The 23,160-nt window shown below is 35.0% G+C and carries 24 protein-coding genes; 3 read left to right on the top strand and 21 right to left on the bottom strand.

The window, feature by feature from the left end; translation table 11 throughout:
• Window positions 1–16 precede the first annotated feature (16 nt).
• The 6 genes from ACQY29_RS06765 to ACQY29_RS06740 form a co-directional block, all read right to left on the bottom strand.
• A complete protein-coding gene (locus tag ACQY29_RS06765; RefSeq protein WP_428224473.1) occupies window positions 17–874 on the bottom strand; it encodes a PstS family phosphate ABC transporter substrate-binding protein in 858 nt (285 codons plus the stop codon).
• 141 nt (window positions 875–1,015) lie between these two features.
• Window positions 1,016–1,243 (bottom strand): hypothetical protein, encoded by a 228-nt coding sequence (locus ACQY29_RS06760; RefSeq protein ID WP_428224472.1) that lies wholly within the window; start codon window positions 1,241–1,243, stop codon window positions 1,016–1,018.
• Between the two features lie 32 nt (window positions 1,244–1,275).
• Window positions 1,276–2,091 (bottom strand): energy transducer TonB, encoded by an 816-nt coding sequence (locus ACQY29_RS06755; protein ID WP_428224471.1) that lies wholly within the window; start codon window positions 2,089–2,091, stop codon window positions 1,276–1,278.
• 24 nt (window positions 2,092–2,115) lie between these two features.
• Window positions 2,116–2,661 carry an ExbD/TolR family protein gene (locus ACQY29_RS06750; RefSeq protein WP_428224470.1) on the bottom strand — a complete coding sequence of 182 codons (546 nt, stop codon included), beginning with the start codon at window positions 2,659–2,661 and terminating at the stop codon, window positions 2,116–2,118.
• Window positions 2,662–2,680: 19 nt separating this feature from the next.
• Window positions 2,681–3,304 (bottom strand): ExbD/TolR family protein, encoded by a 624-nt coding sequence (locus tag ACQY29_RS06745; RefSeq protein ID WP_428224469.1) that lies wholly within the window; start codon window positions 3,302–3,304, stop codon window positions 2,681–2,683.
• Window positions 3,305–3,344: 40 nt separating this feature from the next.
• On the bottom strand, window positions 3,345–4,169 hold the full coding sequence (locus ACQY29_RS06740) for a MotA/TolQ/ExbB proton channel family protein (RefSeq protein WP_428224468.1): 825 nt from the start codon (window positions 4,167–4,169) through the stop codon (window positions 3,345–3,347).
• 416 nt (window positions 4,170–4,585) lie between these two features.
• Between ACQY29_RS06740 and ACQY29_RS06735 the strand changes: the two genes are divergently transcribed.
• The 3 genes from ACQY29_RS06735 (at window position 4,586) to ACQY29_RS06725 (ending at window position 7,114) form a co-directional block, all read left to right on the top strand.
• On the top strand, window positions 4,586–6,088 hold the full coding sequence (locus ACQY29_RS06735) for a helicase HerA-like domain-containing protein (RefSeq protein WP_428224467.1): 1,503 nt from the start codon (window positions 4,586–4,588) through the stop codon (window positions 6,086–6,088).
• Window positions 6,089–6,217: 129 nt separating this feature from the next.
• Window positions 6,218–6,586: a DMT family protein gene (locus ACQY29_RS06730; RefSeq protein WP_428224466.1), complete on the top strand. Its 369-nt coding sequence runs from the start codon at window positions 6,218–6,220 to the stop codon at window positions 6,584–6,586.
• 159 nt (window positions 6,587–6,745) lie between these two features.
• Window positions 6,746–7,114, top strand: a complete 369-nt coding sequence (locus ACQY29_RS06725) for a cupin domain-containing protein (RefSeq protein WP_428224465.1) — start codon at window positions 6,746–6,748, stop codon at window positions 7,112–7,114.
• 122 nt (window positions 7,115–7,236) lie between these two features.
• On the opposite strand, the gene ACQY29_RS06720 is transcribed toward ACQY29_RS06725, so the two are convergent.
• The 15 genes from ACQY29_RS06720 to ACQY29_RS06650 all read right to left on the bottom strand — a co-directional run bounded on the left by ACQY29_RS06720 (window position 7,237) and on the right by ACQY29_RS06650 (window position 23,156).
• Window positions 7,237–8,073 (bottom strand): rhomboid family intramembrane serine protease, encoded by an 837-nt coding sequence (locus ACQY29_RS06720; RefSeq protein WP_428224464.1) that lies wholly within the window; start codon window positions 8,071–8,073, stop codon window positions 7,237–7,239.
• Window positions 8,074–8,085: 12 nt separating this feature from the next.
• The gene (locus ACQY29_RS06715; RefSeq protein WP_428224463.1) at window positions 8,086–9,438 is read right to left on the bottom strand and encodes an FAD-dependent oxidoreductase; all 1,353 of its coding nucleotides are present in this window, start codon (window positions 9,436–9,438) and stop codon (window positions 8,086–8,088) included.
• A gap of 448 nt (window positions 9,439–9,886) precedes the next feature.
• Complete coding sequence (locus ACQY29_RS06710; RefSeq protein ID WP_428224462.1) at window positions 9,887–12,271, bottom strand: penicillin acylase family protein; 2,385 nt, start codon at window positions 12,269–12,271, stop codon at window positions 9,887–9,889.
• A 72-nt stretch (window positions 12,272–12,343) separates the two neighbouring features.
• Window positions 12,344–13,429 (bottom strand): agmatinase family protein, encoded by a 1,086-nt coding sequence (locus tag ACQY29_RS06705; protein ID WP_428224461.1) that lies wholly within the window; start codon window positions 13,427–13,429, stop codon window positions 12,344–12,346.
• Window positions 13,430–13,479: 50 nt separating this feature from the next.
• Window positions 13,480–13,665 (bottom strand): four helix bundle protein, encoded by a 186-nt coding sequence (locus ACQY29_RS06700; RefSeq protein ID WP_428225882.1) that lies wholly within the window; start codon window positions 13,663–13,665, stop codon window positions 13,480–13,482.
• A gap of 36 nt (window positions 13,666–13,701) precedes the next feature.
• The gene (gene kynU, locus ACQY29_RS06695; protein ID WP_428224460.1) at window positions 13,702–14,991 is read right to left on the bottom strand and encodes a kynureninase; all 1,290 of its coding nucleotides are present in this window, start codon (window positions 14,989–14,991) and stop codon (window positions 13,702–13,704) included.
• Between the two features lie 84 nt (window positions 14,992–15,075).
• Complete coding sequence (locus tag ACQY29_RS06690; RefSeq protein ID WP_428224459.1) at window positions 15,076–15,951, bottom strand: DNA/RNA non-specific endonuclease; 876 nt, start codon at window positions 15,949–15,951, stop codon at window positions 15,076–15,078.
• Window positions 15,952–16,113: 162 nt separating this feature from the next.
• The gene (gene queA / locus ACQY29_RS06685; protein ID WP_428224458.1) at window positions 16,114–17,163 is read right to left on the bottom strand and encodes a tRNA preQ1(34) S-adenosylmethionine ribosyltransferase-isomerase QueA; all 1,050 of its coding nucleotides are present in this window, start codon (window positions 17,161–17,163) and stop codon (window positions 16,114–16,116) included.
• Between the two features lie 151 nt (window positions 17,164–17,314).
• Complete coding sequence (aroA, locus tag ACQY29_RS06680) at window positions 17,315–18,613, bottom strand: 3-phosphoshikimate 1-carboxyvinyltransferase (protein WP_428224457.1); 1,299 nt, start codon at window positions 18,611–18,613, stop codon at window positions 17,315–17,317.
• Window positions 18,614–18,627: 14 nt separating this feature from the next.
• The gene (locus ACQY29_RS06675; protein WP_428224456.1) at window positions 18,628–18,975 is read right to left on the bottom strand and encodes a nucleotide pyrophosphohydrolase; all 348 of its coding nucleotides are present in this window, start codon (window positions 18,973–18,975) and stop codon (window positions 18,628–18,630) included.
• 110 nt (window positions 18,976–19,085) lie between these two features.
• Complete coding sequence (locus ACQY29_RS06670) at window positions 19,086–19,919, bottom strand: hypothetical protein (protein ID WP_428224455.1); 834 nt, start codon at window positions 19,917–19,919, stop codon at window positions 19,086–19,088.
• Window positions 19,920–19,942: 23 nt separating this feature from the next.
• Window positions 19,943–20,395: a D-aminoacyl-tRNA deacylase gene (dtd, locus tag ACQY29_RS06665; protein ID WP_428224454.1), complete on the bottom strand. Its 453-nt coding sequence runs from the start codon at window positions 20,393–20,395 to the stop codon at window positions 19,943–19,945.
• A 3-nt stretch (window positions 20,396–20,398) separates the two neighbouring features.
• A complete protein-coding gene (locus ACQY29_RS06660; RefSeq protein ID WP_428224453.1) occupies window positions 20,399–20,809 on the bottom strand; it encodes an endonuclease domain-containing protein in 411 nt (136 codons plus the stop codon).
• Window positions 20,810–21,029: 220 nt separating this feature from the next.
• Complete coding sequence (gene rsgA, locus ACQY29_RS06655; protein ID WP_428224452.1) at window positions 21,030–21,992, bottom strand: ribosome small subunit-dependent GTPase A; 963 nt, start codon at window positions 21,990–21,992, stop codon at window positions 21,030–21,032.
• 78 nt (window positions 21,993–22,070) lie between these two features.
• Entirely contained in the window at window positions 22,071–23,156 is a 1,086-nt protein-coding gene (locus tag ACQY29_RS06650; protein ID WP_428224451.1) for a chorismate mutase, read from the bottom strand.
• Window positions 23,157–23,160: the final 4 nt, after the last annotated feature.

Here is a 23,160-nt window from a genome sequence, read left to right as displayed (position 1 = left end):
TATAATTTATTTTTATTTAAATCTTTTTTCGTAATATAATATTTCTTCCTGGCATCCTTACAGGCATCAATCCTGATTTTAAAACAATTCTTTGCCCTATTTCACCAGCGATAAATGATGCAAAACCCATCCCTAACCCTGTTGTTCCTTGATAATTCAACAACTTTACAGTACGCACAAAAGGATAAGCACCTGTTGCAATAAAATCTTGATTAGGCAAAGCAACTTCACCCTTTGCAGTCTTGACCCCCAAAACCTTTACTTGATCCACAACTTTTTGATATTCGGGCATTGGTTGTGTCAACCAATTCACCCCAACAACACCAATAGTCCCTGGATTATCGACCACAAACTTAATAACTTCATTGTTTGTAGAAAAAGAAAAAACATTTTTTTTAGGCAAATCCGAAACTTTTGCCATTTTTTTCAAATAATTAACCGTACTTGAATTAGCGTTATCAAAAACTAAGCTTTTAACAGAGGAAGATTTACCTTGTAAAAAAGCAAGAACATCCTGCACTGCAACTTGCTCAATAGAACCATTTTTTGAAGCAATCAACGCTAATCCATCAAGCGCAAAATCAGTAACTTTTCCTTTTATTTTTGCATTACTAAAATGTGCACTTTCATTAGAAGCTAGTTCGCGAGCTAAAACTGCCACATCATATTTCCCTTCTGATAACAATTTAGCAATTTCCATTTCTGATTTAGCCACAAGCTTAATTTTAGCATTATACTGACTCTCAAAAACCATTGCATGATCCTCCACTAAAGGATAAACCGTTTGATCAACCAATATTGTCATATTGCCTGACAAAATATTTGCCTCTTCAGATTTCTTGAAAAAATTACAAGAAACAATAGAAATTGCCATTATTGCAAAAGCAATCACAAAAAATTTTATTTTAACACCCACTACAAAATCTTTATTTAGACTAAAAAACAAACATCTACACCTACAAAACACTTACAACAATTGTACCAACTATCACAACACATGCGATTAAATCACAAATTATCTACTTTTATTAAAATACCTGATAAAACGAAAAAAACCATAAACGATTATGGCTACCCCTAAGGTCACCCTATAACCAACAGCCATAGGCATACGTTCTATTAATTTATCCCAAAACAATATTGCCAGCCCCATAATTAAATAGACCGTAAAAAGCAATATACTTAAAACAAGAAGAAATCGCTCTGCGAGCGATTTCTTCTCTTTATTATATGATTGATTCATATATAAAAAAACATTTTAAAGTTTGAAGCAACTTATTCCGCTTTGATTTCAATGGTAATTGGCAAACTATACTTTACACGTATTTTTTTACCATTTTGTTCACCTGGAGTCCATCTAGGTGCACTTTTCAACATACGAATAGCTTCTTCTTTAGTACCGTATCCTAAGTCTTTCAAAACATGGATATCTGTTAAACTACCATCTTTTTCAACAACGAATTCAACAAAGATTCTACCTTTTACATCTTCTTCAACCTCAGGAGTTCTGAAATTTCTTTGTACGAATTTAGCAAAGCCTGCATATCCACCAGGGAATTCAGGTTGCACTTCAATACCTGCTGAGTTGTAAACTGTATTATCTTCTTCCACCACTTTAACTACCTCTTCATTATTACCTGTTGGAGCATCGATAGTTACCTGCGCATCCTTATCCCCTTTTTGGTCTTTTTCAGCGATGTTTTTATCTTTTAACTCATCAACCGTCTTAATTTCTTCGGTAACTTTTTTAGCTTCCACTACTTTAGGCTCAACGAATTTAACTTCGTCAACCTTAGGCTTAGGTGGCTCTGGTTTTTTTTCTGGTGGTGGCGGTGGTGGTGTATTTTCTTTCGGTTTATTCATATCCACCAATACTACTTTCTCATCAAGAGTAGCATCATCATCACCACTAGGTATCATATCGATTAACATGGGAGAAGCAATAGCTATCCCAAAACTTGCTGCACCGATAATCAATGCTCTCAATGATGTTTTAGAATTTTCTTTACGCAACAAATAAGCACCATACTTTTTGTTACGACCTTCAAAAACTAAATCTAACCATTGTGATTTATATAAATCTAATTTCATATTGCAATTATTAGAATTTAGTTATTACTTTTTTAACATTGCCACTTCCTCAGGAGAAATATCCACTAAGGCATAAGTAGGTACTTTACAGATAGCCATTTCATCAAGAATATCCACCATATTTCTATAGTTCGTTTTCTTATCCATCTTAATAATCACGATTAACCCTTTTGTTTTATCGTTATATTTAGCAGGAACTGACTGTACTTTTTTCATGATTTCCTGACGAATACCTGCTTTACCATAAGTAGCTTCAGAAGGTCCTTCAATAGGCGAGCCAATTAAACCATAGTACCATTTGATTTTGTTATTTTCACCTAACAAAATAGTCATTGTACGGTCGTCAGCAACGTCAATTTGATCAGTTTTTTTCTTAGGATCATTTTCCTTCTCAGGCATCCCCAAGTTCATAGACTGAGGTTTTGATAACGACGTAGTTAACATGAAGAAGGTAATCAAAAGGAAAGCTAAGTCCACCATTGCGGTCAAGTCAACCTTTGCATTGGATTTTTTACTTCTTACTTTACCACCGTCTTTGCCACCTCCGCCGGAGTCGTTTAATTCTGCCATTTCTTAAATATTTTTTGTATTAGAAATTGTCACTACGTAAACCAGTTACAAGATTAAAACTATTTACATCTTGTTTCTGTAATACATCCATTACTCGTTTGATAGCAGGGTATTCTAATTTAGCATCCCCTTTGATTGCGAATTTCAAATCTTCATTATGTAATTCGGCACTTGCTGAACGAGCATTATAAATCCATCTAGCCAACTCGTTTTTCTTTTCATCAATCGAGTCCATTGGTATTCCAGGTTGCAAATCTTGCTTATTTCTATCTGAACTAGACATAGCAATAATTTGTTTTAAAGCTCCCACTGGCACACCAAAACCATCAATTAAAGAGAAACGCTTCTTTTCATCTTCTGAGAAATTCACGCTATATTCTTGACCCATTAACTCTAAAGTTCTAAGTCTAATATCACGGTCTTTCATACCGAAAAACACTTTACCTTTCCCTACAGTTAAAGTTACTAATCCTGATTCAGGCAATTTAGTTTGCACTGTTGAATTAGGAGTATCTACCTGTAAAGGTTCTGGTTGTTTAGCAGTAGCAGTAAGAATAAAGAACGTAAGTAATAGGAAGGCTACGTCACACATTGCCGTCATGTCGATAGCTCCTGCTGATTTACGCGATTTTGCTTTTGCCATAATATTTTATTAATTCAAAAATTACTTTTAAAATTCTTTATTATTTTAAAGAACCTTTAAATCTTCTGTAAGTATTAACGATAGTGTTAGCCGCTTCGTCAATTGAATACGTTAATGTATCGATTTTTGAAGTAAAGTAGTTATAAGTAACAATAGCTAAAGCAGAAGTTGAGATACCTGTAGCTGTATTGATAAGTGCTTCAGAGATACCTACCGCTAAAGCAGCTTGGTCAGGAGTACCAGCAGTTGCTAAAGCCGAGAACGCTTTAATCATACCAGATACTGTACCTAATAATCCACCTAATGTACCTAAAGCAACCATAGTAGAAATGATTGTCATGTTTTTCTCTAACATTGGCATTTCTAAAGCTGTAACTTCTTCAATTTCTTTATGGATAGTCTCAGTAGCTTCTTCAGAAGAAAAACCTTCCGCTTTTACTTGGTTATATTTTACTAAACCTGCTTTGATTGCATTAGCCACAGAACCTTGTTGTTTGTCACAAGACTCGATAGCACCGTTAATATCACCTTGGTTAACGCTTGCTTGAACTTTTTTCATGAAAACATCTAAGTTTCCTTTTCCAGAAGCTTTAGAAATAACCATAAAACGCTCAAAAGAGAATACTACCACCATTAATAACATACCTAATAATACAGGTACGATAAAACCTCCTTTATAAACTGTTCCTAAAAAGTTTAATGGATGACCTACATCTGGATTACCACCTTCAAAGTTTCCTGAAGCTCCCATGATGAATTTCCAAATAAAAACACCAACAGCTATACATGCTGCGATAATAACTCCTGAGAACGAAGATCCTCCTTTAGCCTTCTCTTCTTTTTTTACATTAACGTTGTTTGCCATTTTTTTAAAAATTTAAATTTCCTAATTGATTAATTAAATCGTCTATTCTTCTTGGAATAATGGTCGCAAATTTAATTTTTTAGCTGATATAAAAAAACTTTTTTTCATTTTCAAAGCAGTGCCCAACCCTCACCAAACTTGAACTTTTAGTTTTTCTTTAACATATTCTCAGTAAAAAGCGATTTTAAAAAATAATTTTAAATATTTCTCAGACTTTTATTCTATTTATTGTGTTTATAATAAAAATTGACATTTTTAAAAACAAAATAAAAAAATGTAGCCCAACTCTTATCGGAACGCAAAAATTAGACCAAAATCCTCTATAAATCGGCATTATAAAATCTATTTTTTTAATAAATTGCGAGAGAAAATACACAAACCACATAAATATCCGCTTCACAAAAGCCCTACAAACAATGAGCATTATAGAAAATTTTAAAAAAGACATAAACACTGGCTACCAATGCATAGGAACCAGCATTAATTTAGGAGGCGCTATCCTAGAAAAAGAAGCACTCGACTTAGCGGTTACTATCCCTTTAAAAACTTTTAATCGACATGGTCTAATCGCTGGAGCTACTGGAACGGGAAAAACAAAAACCATACAAGTACTTTCAGAACAATTATCGCAAAACGGGATTCCTGTTTTGATGATGGACATTAAAGGCGATTTTTCAGGAATTGCTCAAGCGGGTGAAGTCAAGGACTTTATTACGGAACGCCATGCTAAAATCAATATTCCTTTTGAACCTAAAGGTTTCCCTGTGGAATTAATGACGCTTTCTAACCAAGAAGGGGTACGACTGCGTGCAACGGTTTCAGAATTTGGTCCGGTGTTATTTTCAAGAATATTAGATTTAAACGAAACCCAAGCAGGTGTGGTTGCCGTGATTTTCAAATATTGCGACGACAAAAAAATGCCTTTATTGGATTTAAAAGACATCAAAAAAGTTTTAAATTATATTACAGAGGAAGGAAAAGAAGAAATCGCTGAAGATTACGGCAAGATTTCTACTGCTACGACAGGTACTATTCTTCGGAAAATCATCGAGTTAGAACAGCAAGGAGGCGATATTTTCTTTGGCGAAAAATCATTTGAAATTGACGATTTGATGCGTATAGACGAAAATGGTTATGGCTATATCAATATTGTGCGTTTGAATGATATTCAGGACAAACCGAAATTATTTTCAACTTTCATGTTGAATTTGTTGGCGGAAATTTACAACACCATGCCAGAAAAAGGGGATGTTGCACAACCCGAGTTGGTGGTATTTATAGACGAGGCACATTTGATTTTTAGCGAAGCTAGTGATGCATTACTCGACCAGATTGAAACTATTATCAAGCTGATACGTTCAAAAGGCATAGGTGTGTATTTCATTACCCAAAACCCTACCGATATCCCAAAAGGTGTACTAGCACAATTGGGTTTAAAAATCCAACATGCGCTGCGTGCTTTTACCGCAAATGACCGCCAAGCCATCAAACAAACCGCTGAAAACTACCCCATTTCTGACTATTATGATACGGATGAAATTATTACTTCTTTAGGTATAGGCGAAGCTTTAGTAACCGCCTTAAACGAAAAAGGCATCCCTACCCCCTTGGTTGCCTGTATGCTTCGTGCACCTGAGAGCCGTATGGATATTTTAACGGATAAAGAAATCGAAGCCATCAATAGTCAATCGAAATTAGTTGCTAAATATGCCGAGGAAATTGACCGAGAAAGTGCTTATGAAATACTGACCCAAAAACTGGAAGCCATCAGCGAGGAAGTTTCACAAAAAGAAGAAGAAGCTCCGAGTAAAGGTCCTGGCATGGGGGAAACTATTGCAAAGTCAGTACTGAAAGTCGTAACCAGCGCTACGTTTATTCGAGGTGCGTTTAATGTGTTAATGAAAGTACTCAAAAAGTAAAGTCTCCTCACCACATAAAGGAGAGGCTAATCTAAAAAAACAAACAAGATGAAAAATGATTAAGCATTTGAAAATATAATGACTTTATATGGATTAGATTGCTTCGTCGTTCCTCCTCGCAATAACATTATGAAAGGATATATTACTATTGGCTTACTGATACTTTCCAACGTCTTTATGACGTTAGCTTGGTATGGTCATTTGAAATTTAAAGAACTGAAATGGTTTGAAAATGCGGGTTTAATCAGCATCATTTTTATTAGTTGGGGTTTAGCACTCTTTGAATATTGCTTTCAAGTTCCAGCCAATAAAATTGGATTCAAGGGCAATGATGGCCCATTTTCGTTATTACAATTAAAAGTTATACAAGAAGTTATCACACTTATCGTCTTTGTAGTTTTCTCACTTATATTTTTTAAAAATGAAAGTTTAAAATGGAACCATGGTGTTGGAATGTGCTTCTTGGTTTTAGCAGTTTATTTTATTTTTAAGAAGTAGTTTTTTTTCAGTAAAAAGTGAAAAGTAAAAAGTGAAAAGTAAAGAGTGAAAAGTGATGAGTCCCTAAAAAAGTTATTAGCCCCTACACCTTTTAACCTTTTAACCTTTTAAACTTTTAAACTTTTAAACTTTTAAACAATCAACATCAACCCAAACAAAATGAGTACTAAAAAATATTTCATTCAAAAAAGTCCTTTTGTTGTCCCTACAACAGATGGTAAGTTAATAGAAGAGCATCATGGATTAGCAACAACGGAAAATACACACATTTCTATTGCGCACATGATAGCGCCTCCAGGATGGAGCGAACCTTTTCAAACTCCTGAATTTGATGAATATACTTATATCATTTCAGGGAAAAAGCAATTTATTATTGAGGGGGAAGCTGTAGTTTTAGAAACGGGTCAATCCATCAAAATTGAGAAAAATGTCCGTGTTCAATACTCAAATCCATTTGAGGAACCTTGTGAGTATATTGCCATTTGTACCCCAGCTTTTTCGATGGATAAAGTACACAGAGAAGAGTAATGGTTTTAGAATTTAGAATTTTGAATTTAGAATTTTGAATTTTGAATTTAGAATTTTGAATTTTGAAATCGGTAAAATTTTAAAGCTCCAAATTTCCGTGAAGAAATTTGGAGCTTTTGAAATTAATTTATTTTTTGAGAATATTCATCGAGTATCATTTTCTCCGTTGATGAAAGACTATTAATCCCTTTTTCACTTATCTTTTCTAAAATGGAATCAATTTGCTTTTCTTTTTCCTTTTTATCTGAATTATACTTATCATCAATCGAAAGGTACTTTTTTTGCTTTTTAAAATAAAAATTATCTATCAATAACACGTTTGGCTTGGTTACAATTAAATAAATAAAAGTTAAAATCGGTAATATTAAAATAATAATCACTAAAAGATTTTCCTCAATAGCACTTGGCAATAAACCCAAGGCTACAAGCATTCCTAGCAAAGCTCCTCCTAAATGAGCATCATGACCAATATTATCTTTCTGCGATTTAATCCCATAAATAGAATACATCACATACAAAATCCCATATAACCAACTTGGAATTGCCAATGAAGAACCAAACAAATTCAAATCCAACCCAGGAAACAATGCTATTGAAGCAAATACAATACCACTTACAGCTCCAGATGCACCAACGGAACTATAATCTCCATGGTTTTTATGAATAAACAACGAAAGCAAATCACCTCCTATCAAGCTTGAAAAATAAATCAAAAGAAAACCAAATCCCCCAAGCTTGGTCTCGATTAAACCACTAAAAGAATAGAGAGTCAGCATATTGAATACTAGGTGTACCCAATTTATATGCAAGAAACCTGAAGAAACTAATCGAATATAATCCTTATTTATAAGTATCTTATCAACTTCAAACTTATAATTTTCAAAAAAACTTCTATTTGAAAGTCCCTTATAAGAAACATACACGTTTATTACAATAAGTAAAAAACTAAAAACTTCCATATTACATCTATTTTAATGCACTTTAGCATTCAGTAATTGTATAATTTTATTTTCTACCGTTTCGCTATCCCAAGTATTTTCAATATCAGGCATTGCCATAATTTCGTCCATTATTTTATTCTGGAAATCCCCTAATGCCAAGGCTTCCGAATACGAATGCGTACTAAAAGTTACTCGACTATACAAAGGTAACCATTTGTCAGGATGCTTGTCTGAAAACCATTTTTCAATTTTCTTTTGGAGTAAGAATTTTTCATCAGCCGTTTTGGTACTCATTTCCACAAAATTACGGCGCGATAACTCAGCAATTGCGTCCGCATTGGGTTTTCGCTCGTTTTGATATGCTTCAAAAATAGTTTTCCAATCGTCACCATATTTAGCAATCATTTCCGCTAAAATGGTAATATCTTCAAATCCAGCATTCATTCCTTGTCCATAAAACGGAACAATAGCGTGCGCCGAATCGCCAATTAAAGCTACTTTATCTTCATACGTCCACGGGAAACACTTCATAATTACCAAATAACTGGTAGGATTTTTAAAAAAATCTTCCACTAAGTCTGGAATCACTTCTTTAGTATCAGGGAAATATTTAGCAAAAAAATCAACCAATTGATGTTCTTCTTGCAAGGCTTCAAATGAATTTTCGCCCTCAAAAGGCATGAATAAAGTACAAGTAAAACTACCATCTAAGTTGGCTAATGCCATCAACATAAACTGGCCACGAGGCCAAATATGAAGTGAGTTTTTATCTATTTTATGCGTCCTATCAGGATTGGCTGGAATATGCAATTCTTTGTAGCCTATCTTCATAAACTCTTGCGAGTAATCAAACATACTCTGACGTTGCATACGGTGGCGAATACGTGAGAAAGCGCCATCAGCCCCGAATACTTTATCGTATTTCAACTCTTGCCATGCGCCTTGTTCGGTTTCCCCCATATACAAAGTGGCATCTGCTAGAGATACGTCCCAAATTTTATGTTCAAACTTGAATTCAACGCCAGCTTCCTCCGCTAAATCAATCATTTTACGATTTAACACCGAGCGTGATAACGAAAAAATTGCTTCTCCATCTTTACCATAATACTGGTAATTCAATTTCCTATCTTGCAAATGGATTGCTCGTTTATCAACTGGGATACCAATTTTTCGAATTTCATCTTGCAAGCCTACTCCTTCCAATGCTCTCCAACCTCTTTCAGACATTACTAAGTTGATAGAACGTCCAGAAAACTCAACAGTTCGCATATCAGGACTTCGGTCAAACACATGTACCGTATGTCCCATTTTTTTTAAATAGATTGCCAATAAAGTTCCTACTAAACCAGAACCGATAACAGCAATTTTTTGTGGATTTTGCATTGATTTCTTATAAAAAGGTTTGCAAATTTAATTCTTTACGATGAATACACGAAGGCATCATGAGCAATTTAGTTACTTATTTTGATAAAAGTTATGAGTTATGAGTTATGAGTTATGAGTTATGAGTTATGAGTTATGAGTTATGAGTTATGAGTTATGAGTTATGAGTTATGAGTTATGAGTTATGAGTTATGAGTTATGAGTTATGAGTTATGAGTTATGAGTTATGTGTTTATGTGTTATGTGTTATGTGTTATGTGTTATGAGTTATGAGTTTTCTGTTGTCTATTATCTATTGCCTGTTGTGAATGAAATCTTTGTGATTAAGTATTCAACTAAACTCTTAAACTTACATTCTATTAAACTACTAAACTTATAAACATATAAACTCTTAAACTTATACTCATTTAAACTACTAAACTTATAAACATATAAACTCCTAAACTCCCTACGGCTTAAAAATCAATTTTGTAGACGCAGCTTCAATTTCTTTACGATTCATTTTCATTTTTCGGAATTTTCCATCAATATACATTTGCGCTTGGTCGTTGTAATGTTTGCTCATCGGATTTCCAGATTGCCCGGTAGGCAAAATACTCATGGAATTTTCAATATCACTAAAATCGATGATTCGTCTAGTCGAAGGTCCTGCTGAAATATCGTAGTGGTCGGCATCCGTAAAATAGTACATAACGTTATTTATCACCTCATTACTTCCTGGAGCTTCAAACATTCCAACATTAAAAAATGGACGGAATAACGCCAACGAACCGATTGGGTGCTTGTACTCTACTTGATGTACTTTCCCCCACTTCCATTCTGTAACCGTATTTCCTAACTGACCAGTTAGATTAACTATGGTTTCTTTGAACGATTGTGTTAAAATGGCTGAACGATTTTCTTTGACATTTTTTGTATTTACATTATCCCACCACAACGAGTTAGCGATACGACTTTGGTTATCGATACATTGTTTCATTACGTGGGTTTTTAGAAACTGTTTAAAGCCTAGTTCTCCCATTTCATCTTGAAAAGTTGCTTTTAAATAAAAATACATCCATTTGTTGTAAATCGTGGGTGCTACGTCTTGCGTACTATTGCTCCCTTTCCAATTTTTAAGCACCGCTAAAGCTTCTTTTTCAGTAGCATTTAATTGAGTAGCATCAAGCCATTTACTAAAGTTCTGCGCTACTTGCACACTCACAATAGAAGTATCATCGTAAATCATTTTTTGAAAATCGGCTTTAGACCATTTCTGTTTAGATTCTAATAAAGTAACTATACGCTTGGCTCTATCCTCAGGCAAATAATAGCCTGGATACCCGTAGCCATCAATTTCGTGCGCCATATTATTAGCCGAGTACACATAATTCCAAGACGGATTAATCGCTCTAGGATTTTTATCAAAATCAACATATTGAAGTTGGTCATCAACCCCATTAGTGCCATTTAAAATATAATTTGGATTCACCCCATTTGCCATTTTATACAACTTCCCAGAGGTTTGCCAAGCAAAATTATTTTGGGCATCGCCATACATTATGTTTAATCCCGGTGCGACAATATAAGAAACTCCTTTACGGAATTCATCCAAGCTTTTGGCGTGACTTAAGGTATAAACCGCATCTAAGATTTTATTTTCACCATGGGTGTAAATCCACCAAAAAGAAACTGGTTGTTTAGGATTAAAATCTTTCAAAATCCCATTCATTACAGCACCGTGTTGCGTTTCTTTAATCGTTAAAGCTACTGAAGTGCTGTCTTTTACTTTGATTTCTTTCTGACGAACAGTATAATCTTTGAATCCTTCTTTTGTTTTGTATTGATTAGCATTGGTAGGATTGGATTCTTCTTGATAAAAATCGGCATCATCATTTTCAAACATGGTTATTCCATACGCATATTGGCGGTTATGCCCTAATAACGGAAAAGGAACACCAGCCAAGTAATATCCATAAATTTCCTGTTCAGGGGAGTGAATATGCGCTTCGTACCAAGTTCCAGGTTGCGAATAGGTAATATGTGGGTCGTTTGCAAAAAGTACTTTCCCCGAAGCTGATTTATTAGGACCTACTACCCACGAATTACTCCCAATAAAAGGTGGAAAAGGTGAACTATCCAGCAAATCAGCCACCGCTTTAGAAGCTTCTACATAGGTTTGGGTAATTTCATTATTATTCGAATTGATTTTGGTCAAGTTATACGACAAATCAACTCCTAGTTCCTTCATATAATCGGCTCCCAATTTATTTCTCAAATCCGTCATTAATGGGTCCGTACGTTGTGCACAAGCAAAACTGAACGCCATATATCCCATGGTATTATAAACATCTTTCAGCGTAAATGGCTTTTTTTCAATTCCTAACAAGGTAAATTCAATAGGCGTTGCTCCATTTTCCATATACTGATTGACACCGTCCAAATAAGCTGTTGCCAATTGATAGGATTTGCTGTTTTTATCCAACTTTGCAATTGCTTGTTCTGAATTTTCATCAATACCCAAAGCGACAAACAATTTGTCATTATCCAAAGCTTTTACACCAAAAATCTCAGATAATTTTCCTGGCGCAATACGACGTAACAACTCCATTTGCCACAAACGCTCTTGCGCATGTACATAACCCAAGACGGTTAGCGCGTCCTTTTCATTAGATGCATAAATATGTGGCACTCCATAATCATCAAAATAAACTTCGGTTTCCTTACTAATATTTTTGATGGACAATACTCCTTCGTACGTTGGCTTTGTCGAATATAAGTAAGCATATAGCGCAATGGCTAAAACCACTACAAGAGCTACAACTATTAAAGTACCTTTTTTAATTAATTTCATTTGGGGTCGATTTTTATCAAAGATAAAAAAAGACGAACAAAAATGCTCGTCTTCTATATAAATCTATACAACTTATTTTCTTGGAAACTCAATTTTTTTCCCTGTATTCAATCCGTTATTTTTAGCTAACACCCCACACATGTGGAATAACATGCGTGCCCCTACATTACCATCCCAATCATCTTCGCCTGGAGCCACTTCAACTAAATCGAAACCGATAATTTCTTTACCACTTTCAGCTAATTTATTGAATAAGTAAGTAGCTTGTTCAAAAGAAAAACCGCCAGGTACTGGAGTTCCAGTGTTCGGGCAATACCAAGGATACATACCGTCAATATCAAAAGAAATACACACTTTTTGCGGCAACGAAGCAATAATAGCCTCACATTGTTGTGCCCAAGTCATGCCTTCAAAGCTTTCATTTTTCAAATCGGCATCGGTATGAACTAAAACTCTACCGTTAGAAGATTTCACTACATCTACTTCTTGCTCGCAGAAATCGCGAATACCAACTTGTACAATTTTAGAAATTTGAGGTAATTTCAATGCATTATACATAATAGAAGCGTGCGAATACGTAAATCCTTCATAAGCAATACGCAAATCCATGTGAGCATCTAAGTGTAAAATTCCGTAGTCTTCGTATTTAGAAGCTAAGGCTTCATAATATCCCAGCGGAGTGGAATGGTCACCGCCTAAAAGCACGACCTTTTTCCCTTTATTCATCCAAGACAACACAAGGTCTTTCACTTCTGTGTGTAACTCGCGACAAACCTTATTAATTTTATCTAAATCCGATTGTAAAGCTGGAAAAGTAGCCACATCTTCTCCACTTTCTAAGGCTTCGATAATCGGTTGTGCTAAAGATTTGTATTTATCCGAATTGGCTTTCCAATGTTTAGGAGCTTCATCCATATAAATCCCCAATTTCCATAATTCAGGGAAATCTTGGTGATTTAAATCCACCTGAAAAGAAGCATCCATAATCGCTTCTGGACCTTCAGAAGCACCCGCTCCATAACTTACCGTTACTTCCCAAGGCACAGGCACCACAATAATTTCAGAATCTTCTGCAGAAAAGGGTAATCCAAAAACAGTTGCATCTGCTAAACCCGGTTGTGACGGGTCGAAATTTTCTATGATTTGTTGTTTTGTCATTTTAATTAGATTTAAAAACTATTTAATTTAAAGACTATAAGATATAGAGATTAAAGACGTAAAGACTTTTCATAATAGTCTCTCATAAAGTTTACCATCATTAGCCTTATCCTATTTATTTCGTTTGACAAAGGTAAAAGTTCATCATCAGAAAAAAAACCTAAGTCAAAAGAAACTAAAAGTTTTGTATCCACTTCTCCACAAGAACCTAATGAGATTTCAAGAAATCTTTTAATCTATAAATCCTTCAATCATTAAAGCCTATTATTTCCTTAATCCATCTGTCCCACTAACATAACCCCTCTTTTTAAAATTTGTCCAAAGTGATACATATCTTCATACGAACAATAGAAAGGTGCTGGAGCTAGACGAATGACATTAGGCTCACGCCAGTCGGTAATTACACCATTGGTCATCAAATATTCAAACAAAGTTCTGCCTTGACCATGCAAAAAAACAGACAATTGGCAAGCACGTTCTGCTGGTTCTTGCGGGGTGATAATTTCAAATTCAGTCCCTGGAATTTCAGCATCTATTTCGTGCAAAATAAATTCTAAATAAGCCGTAAGCTGGTTGCGTTTTTCTATTAATTTGTCCATTCCCACTTCGGCAAACATTTCTGCAGATGCCAAATAAGGCGCTAAAGACAACACTGGCAAATTACTTACTTGCCAACCATCAGCTCCATGCACTGGATCAAACTGAGGTTCCATTTTAAAACGACGCTCTTTATTGTGTCCCCACCAACCTGCAAAACGAGGTAAATCGGCATAATGATGTTTTTCATGCACAAAACAACCCGAAGCATTTCCTGGTCCCGAATTCATGTATTTATACGAACACCAAGCCGCAAAATCCACTTGCCATTCATTTAATTTTAATGCAACATTACCTGCCGCATGCGCTAAATCGAATCCTACTACCGCTCCAACCTGATGACCTGCTTGAGTTATCGCCTGCATATCAAAAACTTGCCCTGTATAGTAATTAACACCACCAAAAAGAACTAACGCCAACTCATCTCCTACTTCATTAATTTTTGCAATGATATCCTCCATACGAATATTATGTTCACCCTCACGGCGTTTGATTTCAACAATAGCATCCTCAGGAGCATAACCATGAAATTTCACTTGGCTTTGAAACATGTATTGGTCCGAAGGAAAAGCTTTTTCTTCGCAAATAATTTTATAACGTTTGCCATTAGGACGGTAAAAAGACACCATTAACAAATGCAAATTCACTGTTAAAGTGTTCATCACGGTGACTTCGCTCGGTTTAGCACCCACAATTTCACTCAAAGGTTCCGCAAAGCGTTCTTGATAATCCCACCAAGGTTTTTCGGCATAAAAATGTCCTTCAACCGCCAAGTTTGCCCAATCACTCATTACATCTTCAACATACTTTTGGGTTCGCTTTGGCTGTAAGCCCAATGAATTACCCGTAAAATAAATTACATTATGTCCGTTATGTTGCGGAAAAATAAATTCATCGCGATAGTGATTTAATGCATCCTGTGCATCTAACTGTTGTGCAAACTCTAGGGTATTTTGAAATTTCATGTTTAGTTGGTTTTGGTTGTAAATATAGAAAATAAAAAAAAAGGTTACCAAAAACTGATAACCTTTCCTTTAAACACCAATAAATTAATTGGCATATTTTTTCTCTTTTAAAGCAGTTGAAATTGCAATTGGAATATTTTTGAAAAACTTATATCCCAAATCCACTTCAAGCTGTTTAACTGTTGTAATATAATCTTTCCATGAGGAAGTAATATTTTGATTGTTTGGAATATTTACAGCAATTATTTCAGCATTGGTATCAATTCGTTTCAAATCTCCATTTCCTTTAGGAATAAGCAAAGCAATTTTCCAAGTACTATTAGGCACAGAAATTCTTCCATTAGCTAAAAAATTAGTAATTCCACCATTTGTACCAGTACCACCAACACCCATTCCTCCAGCAGTGATAAAAACTTCCATACCTTTAGTAGTTACTTGAGTACGTAAAAAAGCTTCTAATCCCTCCCATGTTGTTCTATTATTTTTTGGTGCTTGTGGCACCATATTAGACATAAGAAAAGTTTCTGAATTTAAAGCAAATGATTTAGTTCTATCGGCAGAAGGACACATATGCCCACGATCAAACCCTGTGCTTGCATACATATTTTGGTCGACTTTAAAAAAAGAAGAGGGTAAACTTGCATCAGCTCTGAAATCATTTGACCTATCAGTAGCACCTAACCAACTACTGTCTAAATGCCAACTTACCCAATTCGGGATTCCTTTACGTTCACAATAAGACATAGTGTATCCCACTTTGTTCACGTAATAATTATTAAAATCTTTCAAATTTGAAGTAGTTGGATCTCCAAGTAGCGCATGCGAATTATCGGCTATAGTAGACCTATAAATACTAGCTTGGAATTGTTCTGGAGAAAGTGCAGCTTTAGGTTCCTCAACTTCTCGCGAACAAAAAGTAAGGGTTTGCGATAAAATCGCTAGTAGTAAAATTCTTTTCATCTATTAATCAAGTTGTTTTCGGGATGGCGAAGATAAGAATAAAACACTTAAAACCACCTCTTTAAACACAATAACAAAAAATTTAACATTTTAATAAATAAAAAATCCCGACACAGCAGTATCAGGATTTTTAACTTTATGATTGTAATCTAAAACTTTCGATTATAAAATCAACATAGCGTCTCCGTAAGAATAGAAACGGTATTTTTGTTCTACAGCTTCTTTGTACGCTTTCATCATTAAATCATGACCACAGAAAGCAGAAATCATCATTAATAAAGTTGATTTTGGCGTATGGAAATTCGTCACCATACAATCTGCTACTGAAAAATCATACGGAGGGAAAATAAATTTATTTGTCCATCCATCATACGGATTTAAGGTCTTACTTGAAGAAACCGAGCTTTCCATAGCACGCATCGAAGTGGTACCTATGGCACATATTTTTTTCTTGGCAATTTTTGCTTTGTTTACTACTTCGCAAGCTTCTTCTGAAATACGGATTTCTTCTGAATCCATTTTATGTTTAGATAAATCTTCAACCTCAACAGGGTTAAAAGTACCTAAACCTACGTGTAGGGTTACTTCAGCAAAGTTGATTCCTTTGATTTCCAAACGCTTCATCAAATGCTTAGAGAAATGCAAACCAGCTGTTGGCGCCGCTACTGCTCCTTCTTCTTTAGCATAGATAGTTTGGTAACGCTCTGCATCTTCCTCTGTTACCTCACGGTTAATGTATTTTGGAATTGGAGTTTCTCCCAAATCAACTAATTTTTGACGGAATTCTTCATACGAACCATCGTATAAGAAACGTAAGGTACGACCACGAGAAGTAGTATTATCAATTACCTCTGCTACTAAAGAATCGTCATCTCCAAAATACAATTTGTTACCAATACGAATTTTACGAGCTGGGTCTACTAATACATCCCACAAACGTTGTTCTGCATTTAATTCACGTAATAAAAACACTTCGATTCTCGCACCTGTTTTTTCTTTATTACCATATAAACGAGCAGGAAATACTTTAGTATTATTCACTACCATCACATCACCTTCATCAAAATACTCGATAATATCTTTGAATAATTTGTGTTCGATTTCACCTGTTTTGCGGTGTACCACCATCAAACGAGATTCATCACGGTTTTCTGCTGGGAACTCAGCTAACAATTCAGCTGGCAAATTAAAATTGAAATTGGATAACTTCATTCTTAAAAGTTTAAAAGTTTAAGGTTTAAAAGTTTAAAGTCCGATGACTAACTTTCAAACAAGGGTACAAATATACTATCCCGAAATAGGGGTTGTCAAGTAAATTAGCATTTATTTTAAACTAGTTTAAAAGTTTGAACGTTTTTTTTGTTTATATCTCCTGTATTTTAAACCCAATTTGTTTCAAATCATTCCAAAAATCAGGATAGGATTTTGAAACCACTTCGGCTTCTTCAATGATTAAATCTGCTTTTAAAGCCAAAGGTGCAAATGCCATTGCCATGCGATGGTCTTGGTAAGTTGAAATAGAAACAGCCTCCCCCAGCCCCTCCAAAGGAGGGGAGCTACATACTAACCGTAAACTTTCGTTATCAATAGTTACGGATGCTCCAAATTTTTCTAATTCGTTTTTTAAAGCTTGTAGTCTATCCGTTTCTTTAATTTTGAGCGTATGTAAACCCGTCAACTCACAATCGATTCCTAACCCTAAACACGTTACTGCTATGGTTTGAGCTATATCGGGTGAAGTGTTAAGTTCCAAGTTTAAGGTTTCAGGTTTCAAGTTCTTTACTTTACGTAAAAGTATACGTCTATTTATAAAATCCGTTTCTACCCCAAAGTTTTTATAAATTTCTGCCAAAACTGCATCTCCTTGTAAGCTGTTTTGCTTGTAACTGGACAAAGTGATTTGTGTTCCGATTTCAGACAAAGCAATGATGGAATACCAGTAAGAAGCAGATGACCAATCGGACTCCACGATGACATTTGAATTTTGAATTTTGAATTTTGAATTAACTCGAATCACATTCCCATTAAAACTGGTCGCTACACCAACCTCCTCAAGCAATGACAAAGTCATCTTGATATAAGGTATAGAAGTGATTTCACCTTCTAAAGTTAACTCTAATCCATTGTCCAATTTAGGCGCAATGAGTAACAAAGCTGATATATACTGACTACTGACATTAGCCGATATAGCAACTTTATTTTGAGTGATTTTTTTTCCTTTTATTCGTAAAGGTGGGTATCCTTCCTTTTCGACATATTCTATATCTGCTCCTAATTGACGAAGGGCATCCACTAAAATCTTTATAGGGCGTTCCTTCATACGCGACGAACCAGTCAGTACGACCTCCTCCCCTTCTTGAATAGCAAAATAAGCCGTGAGAAAACGCATGGCGGTTCCTGCGTGGTGGATATCAAAAGCCTCCCCAACCCCTCCAAAGGAGGGGCTTTCCTCTCTTAACGTCTCCGCTTTGTCTTTAAAAACTCTCAAAACTTCAGACATCACTTCTGAATCATCGGAATTTGAAGCATTTTCAATTGAAAGCTCAGGATATAGGGCTTGTAGCAACAACAATCTATTGGTTTCCGATTTGGAACCAGAGATAGATAGCCCCCGTGCCTCCAAAGGGGAAACTACAGACGAACGTAATAATTTTAAATTCATTTTTTTGAGCATAACTACTCCCCCTTTGGGGGTTGGGGGGCTAACTTTTCATTATTATGATGGCGGTCATGGTCGCGTTTGGTTTTCAATTCCATTTTTTTATCAAAAGAGGCTTGCAAATCCACTCCCGTTTGGTTGGCTAAGCACAATACGACAAAAACCACATCGGCTAATTCTTCGCCTAGGTCTTTGTTTTTATCGCTTTCTTTTTCGGATTGTTCTCCATAACGACGGGCAATAATACGTGCCACTTCACCAACTTCCTCAGTGAGTTGCGCCATATTGGTCAATTCATTAAAATAACGAACTCCGTGTTCTTTTATCCAAGTATCAACTTCTTGTTGGGCGTTTTTTAGATTCATATTAGATATTTAAATAAAAAAATATAAACATTATAGGACATAAACTAAAAAATTAATAATTTCCTACTCTATAGCCTTTATTTTTTTTATCATTTTAGATAAAAGTAAGATTATTCTGAAAATAATCTAGCCTCATTTTCAAAAAAATTCAAATCATATCCATTGCTATTTTGCAAACTATACAAACCAAAAGTCATAGCATAGCTACCTATATCAGTGTAAAAAAATTTATTATAAAACTTTGAAAAATTAGAATTTTTATTTCCTAAAGGTATTTTAAATAAAGTATTTACTGAATTAAAATCATTCAACTGATATACGTGAACAATCTCATGATTATACACAATGTTATCATTTAAGCTGTCCGTTCGAATTATAGTATTGACTCCTATATTATACCCTAAACTTGCAGATGAATTCACAAGTGTATTCGAACTAAAAATAAATTCGCCTACCTGTAGGGTTTTGATTGGTTCAAACTTATTATTAAGAGCAATATAACCTGTCAAGATTAAAGAAACAGGCATTATTTTATACTTAACCTTTACTTTATTTTCATTTACAAATTCAAACCTATTAAATCCAAAATGGATATTAATTTGTTGTAATAACTTTTTATTTGTAGCTCCGTTTTCAACCATTGAAACCCCAACACTGTTAGTAAATTTTGCTAACCAACTGTAGCCTAACTCATTTTTATCTGTAATTAATTTAGTCAGATTTTTACTTCCATATATTACAGCACCTCCAATTGCTCCCTTACAAAACCCTTTTACAAACGTTTTCCCAAATGGCATATCGGGTGATTTATTAATTACTGCACCAATGCCGCTTAACAAACCTCCTGCTCCAACATTATAAATCGAGGACTGAACATGGTTTACCTGAGCATAGGAATTACTCATGAAAAAGATAAAAATAACAACAAAAAATTTCTTTACCATTTGTCGTTTAGTAATTAATCTATTTATTCCTTATTTTTAGTATCTATAATTATCGTCACTGGACCATCATTGACCAAAGCTACTTTCATATCAGCGCCAAATTGTCCTGTTTGAATAGGTTTACCCAAATCCATTTCCATTTGCTTTACGAAACGCTCATAAAGCGGAATGGCAACTTCTGGTTTTGATGCTTTGATATAACTCGGGCGATTGCCTTTTTTGGTTTGGGCGTGAAGCGTAAACTGGCTAACGACGATTACATCGCCATTAACCTCTTTTAGAGAAAGATTCATAACGCCATTTTCATCTGCAAAAATGCGCAGATTGATAATTTTATTCGTCAACCACTGGATGTCTTCCTGTGCGTCTGCATCCTCAATTCCTATTAGAATTAAAAGTCCGTTCCCAATTTCGGAAACTTTTTCTTTTTCGATGGTTACCGATGCTTCGGAAACTCGTTGTATTACTGCACGCATTTTTTAATTTTCTTTTGAAGGAGTGTCCCCTTGAGGGGACCATAGGGGTGTATTAACTATTTTTTCAATAATTTTCTCCAAACTTATTAATACAGAAAACATATTTTGTTTCACATCTCTATCACTAAACCGAATAAAAATGACTCCCAATTTCTCTAATTCTCCTTGCCTACTTTTATCGTATTCATATTTGTATTCGTGGCTATTACCATCAATCTCTATAGCCAACATAATTTCATGACAATAGAAGTCGACTATATATTCAAGCATTGGAACTTGTCGATGAAACTGAACTCCAAATGCATTATTCTTAATATGCATCCAAAGAAGCACTTCACTTAAAGTACTATTTTTTCTTAACTCTCTAGCATATTGCTTAAGATGTGGGCTATATGGGATAATTTTATTCCTCATAGCAATATGTTTAGCTGTTTGTTTATCTTACATTTTTTACACCCCTATAGTCCCCTCAAGGGGACAATCCTTAGCGGGAATATTTTAAAATAAAAACAAAATTACAGTAATTACTATATTTTCATTTCTTCAATAAAAATGAGTTTCAAAATTTTAAACCCCTATAATCCTCTAGGCAATCCTTAACCAAGATATTTAATATCAGACGAAAAGCTATATTTTACTCTTCTACATTATTATTTTTATACACATCATTGCGGTACGTTTCTTCGTCGCCTTCCAAGATTTGAATGTAACTATTGTAACGCGACCACGCTATTTCGTCGGCATCTAAAGCGTCTTTTACCGCGCAATGAGGTTCTTCTTTATGCAAACAATTATTGAATTTACATTGGTCTTTTAAGGCGAAAAACTCAGGAAAATAATCACCTATTTCTTGTTTTTCCATGTCAACTACACCAAAACCACGAATTCCTGGGGTGTCAATAATCTTGGCACCAAAACTCAAATCAAACATTTCTGCAAAAGTAGTCGTATGTTGCCCTTGCGCGTGAGATTCTGAAATTTCTTTGGTTTTCAAATTTAATGTAGGTTCTAAGGCATTCACTAAAGTCGATTTTCCCACACCTGAGTGTCCTGAAAACATCGAAACACGGTCTTTCATCAAACGCTTCAAATCGTCTAATCCTTTTTCTTCTTTAGCGGAAACACGCAAACATTGGTAGCCTATATTAGAATACACATATTGCAAAAACAATTGTTCGTCCAAAGTAGCCTCATCGTAGGTATCAATTTTATTAAAAACCAAAACCGCTTCAATACCATAGGCTTCGGCAGTAACCAAAAAACGGTCGATAAAACTGGTAGTGGTTACTGGATTATTGATGGTTACCAACAAAAACACGACATCAATATTTGACGCAATGATATGAGTTTGTTTAGAAAGATTAACCGATTTTCGAACAATATAATTCTTACGGTTGTGAATGTTCGTAATTACGCCAATCGTCACGTCTGCAGTAGTATCTAAATCATAATCCACCACATCACCCACAGCAATAGGATTAGTACTTTTAATCCCCTTGATGCGGAATTTCCCTTTGATACGACATTCTAGAAACTGGTTTTCTTCCGTTTTTACGGTGTACCAACTCCCTGTAGATTTATATATAGTTCCTTTCATTTTAAAGTCAGAAGTTAGAAATTAGAAGTTAGAAGTAACTTCCTCTCTAATTTTTGAACAAAAATACAACTAAAAATTCTAATCGGCTTTATAAACTTTTTCTTGGTGTGCGATACTTTCTTGATGTATAGCTTTAAAGATTTTTAGCACAAATTCTTCACTTAACCCTTTGGTTTCCCCATCTAAAATCATTTTCCCAAGAATTTCATTCCAACGATTGTTTTGTAAAATGGCTACATTTTTTTCCTTCTTCAACAAACCAATTTGGTCAGCAATTTTCATACGTTTGCCTAAAATCTCTAACAATTTTTCATCAAAATCATCAATTTGTGTACGCAACTTCGAAATACGTTGTTGGTAATCGTCTGACTCTCCATCCATTTTACGTACGCGCAAATCAATAAACATTTGTTTCAACGTTGCCGGTGTAACTTGTTGTGGAGCATCACTCCAAGCTTCGTCAGGATTACAATGGGTCTCAATCATCAATCCATCAAAATTCATATCTAGAGCTTGTTGCGAAACCTCTTGTATCATATCTCTTTTGCCAGTAATGTGCGAAGGGTCGCAAATAAGTACTAATTCTGGAAAACGGTTTTGCAAATCGATTGCAATTTGCCATTCGGGGTTGTTACGGTATTTCGTTTTTTCATACGTTGAAAACCCACGATGAATAACGCCTAATTTTTTAATTCCTGCATTATACAAACGTTCAATACCTCCTATCCATAAGGTTAAATCAGGGTTTACAGGATTTTTAAGCAATACGATTTTATCAGTTCCTTGCAAGGCATCAGCTACTTCCTGCACCGCAAAAGGATTAACCGTCGTACGCGCTCCAATCCACAATACATCTACATCATAAGCCAAAGCTAATTTTACATGTTGTGCTGTAGCAACCTCCGTAGCAATCAACATTCCTGTTGCTTCTTTGGCTTTTTTCAACCATTTTAAACCTATTTCGCCCACGCCTTCAAACCCTCCTGGGCGTGTGCGTGGCTTCCAAATCCCTGCTCGAAATACACTTACATCACTATTTTTTAACTCCTTAGCCACAGCCAAGACTTGTTCTTCTGTTTCTGCACTGCAAGGTCCTGCAATAACCAAGGGATGATTTAAGGCCAAAGCATCCAACCAATTTCTATGTTCTTTATTGATTTCCATATTT

It is taken from the genome of Flavobacterium sp. (assembly GCF_965262375.1).
Classification (GTDB): domain Bacteria; phylum Bacteroidota; class Bacteroidia; order Flavobacteriales; family Flavobacteriaceae; genus Flavobacterium.
The sequence above is the reverse complement of the archived record's forward strand: the minus strand, read 5'-3'. Positions and strand labels throughout refer to the sequence as shown.

Bases quoted from the DNA above. Each gene is read 5' to 3' on its own strand.
- ACQY29_RS06690 (WP_428224459.1), bottom strand. From the start codon at position 15,951: ATGAAAAGAATTTTACTACTAGCGATTTTATCGCAAACCCTTACTTTT.
- rsgA (WP_428224452.1), bottom strand. From the start codon at position 21,992: ATGAAAGGAACTATATATAAATCTACAGGGAGTTGGTACACCGTAAAA.
- ACQY29_RS06750 (WP_428224470.1), bottom strand. From the start codon at position 2,661: ATGGCAGAATTAAACGACTCCGGCGGAGGTGGCAAAGACGGTGGTAAA.
- ACQY29_RS06730 (WP_428224466.1), top strand. From the start codon at position 6,218: ATGAAAGGATATATTACTATTGGCTTACTGATACTTTCCAACGTCTTT.
- ACQY29_RS06670 (WP_428224455.1), bottom strand. From the start codon at position 19,919: ATGGTAAAGAAATTTTTTGTTGTTATTTTTATCTTTTTCATGAGTAAT.
- ACQY29_RS06760 (WP_428224472.1), bottom strand. From the start codon at position 1,243: ATGAATCAATCATATAATAAAGAGAAGAAATCGCTCGCAGAGCGATTT.
- ACQY29_RS06745 (WP_428224469.1), bottom strand. From the start codon at position 3,304: ATGGCAAAAGCAAAATCGCGTAAATCAGCAGGAGCTATCGACATGACG.
- queA (WP_428224458.1), bottom strand. From the start codon at position 17,163: ATGAAGTTATCCAATTTCAATTTTAATTTGCCAGCTGAATTGTTAGCT.
- ACQY29_RS06720 (WP_428224464.1), bottom strand. From the start codon at position 8,073: ATGGAAGTTTTTAGTTTTTTACTTATTGTAATAAACGTGTATGTTTCT.
- ACQY29_RS06735 (WP_428224467.1), top strand. From the start codon at position 4,586: ATGAGCATTATAGAAAATTTTAAAAAAGACATAAACACTGGCTACCAA.
- ACQY29_RS06650 (WP_428224451.1), bottom strand. From the start codon at position 23,156: ATGGAAATCAATAAAGAACATAGAAATTGGTTGGATGCTTTGGCCTTA.
- ACQY29_RS06755 (WP_428224471.1), bottom strand. From the start codon at position 2,091: ATGAAATTAGATTTATATAAATCACAATGGTTAGATTTAGTTTTTGAA.
- kynU (WP_428224460.1), bottom strand. From the start codon at position 14,991: ATGAAATTTCAAAATACCCTAGAGTTTGCACAACAGTTAGATGCACAG.
- ACQY29_RS06740 (WP_428224468.1), bottom strand. From the start codon at position 4,169: ATGGCAAACAACGTTAATGTAAAAAAAGAAGAGAAGGCTAAAGGAGGA.
- aroA (WP_428224457.1), bottom strand. From the start codon at position 18,613: ATGAATTTAAAATTATTACGTTCGTCTGTAGTTTCCCCTTTGGAGGCA.
- ACQY29_RS06660 (WP_428224453.1), bottom strand. From the start codon at position 20,809: ATGAGGAATAAAATTATCCCATATAGCCCACATCTTAAGCAATATGCT.
- ACQY29_RS06715 (WP_428224463.1), bottom strand. From the start codon at position 9,438: ATGCAAAATCCACAAAAAATTGCTGTTATCGGTTCTGGTTTAGTAGGA.
- ACQY29_RS06725 (WP_428224465.1), top strand. From the start codon at position 6,746: ATGAGTACTAAAAAATATTTCATTCAAAAAAGTCCTTTTGTTGTCCCT.
- dtd (WP_428224454.1), bottom strand. From the start codon at position 20,395: ATGCGTGCAGTAATACAACGAGTTTCCGAAGCATCGGTAACCATCGAA.
- ACQY29_RS06765 (WP_428224473.1), bottom strand. From the start codon at position 874: ATGGCAATTTCTATTGTTTCTTGTAATTTTTTCAAGAAATCTGAAGAG.
- ACQY29_RS06675 (WP_428224456.1), bottom strand. From the start codon at position 18,975: ATGAATCTAAAAAACGCCCAACAAGAAGTTGATACTTGGATAAAAGAA.
- ACQY29_RS06705 (WP_428224461.1), bottom strand. From the start codon at position 13,429: ATGACAAAACAACAAATCATAGAAAATTTCGACCCGTCACAACCGGGT.
- ACQY29_RS06710 (WP_428224462.1), bottom strand. From the start codon at position 12,271: ATGAAATTAATTAAAAAAGGTACTTTAATAGTTGTAGCTCTTGTAGTG.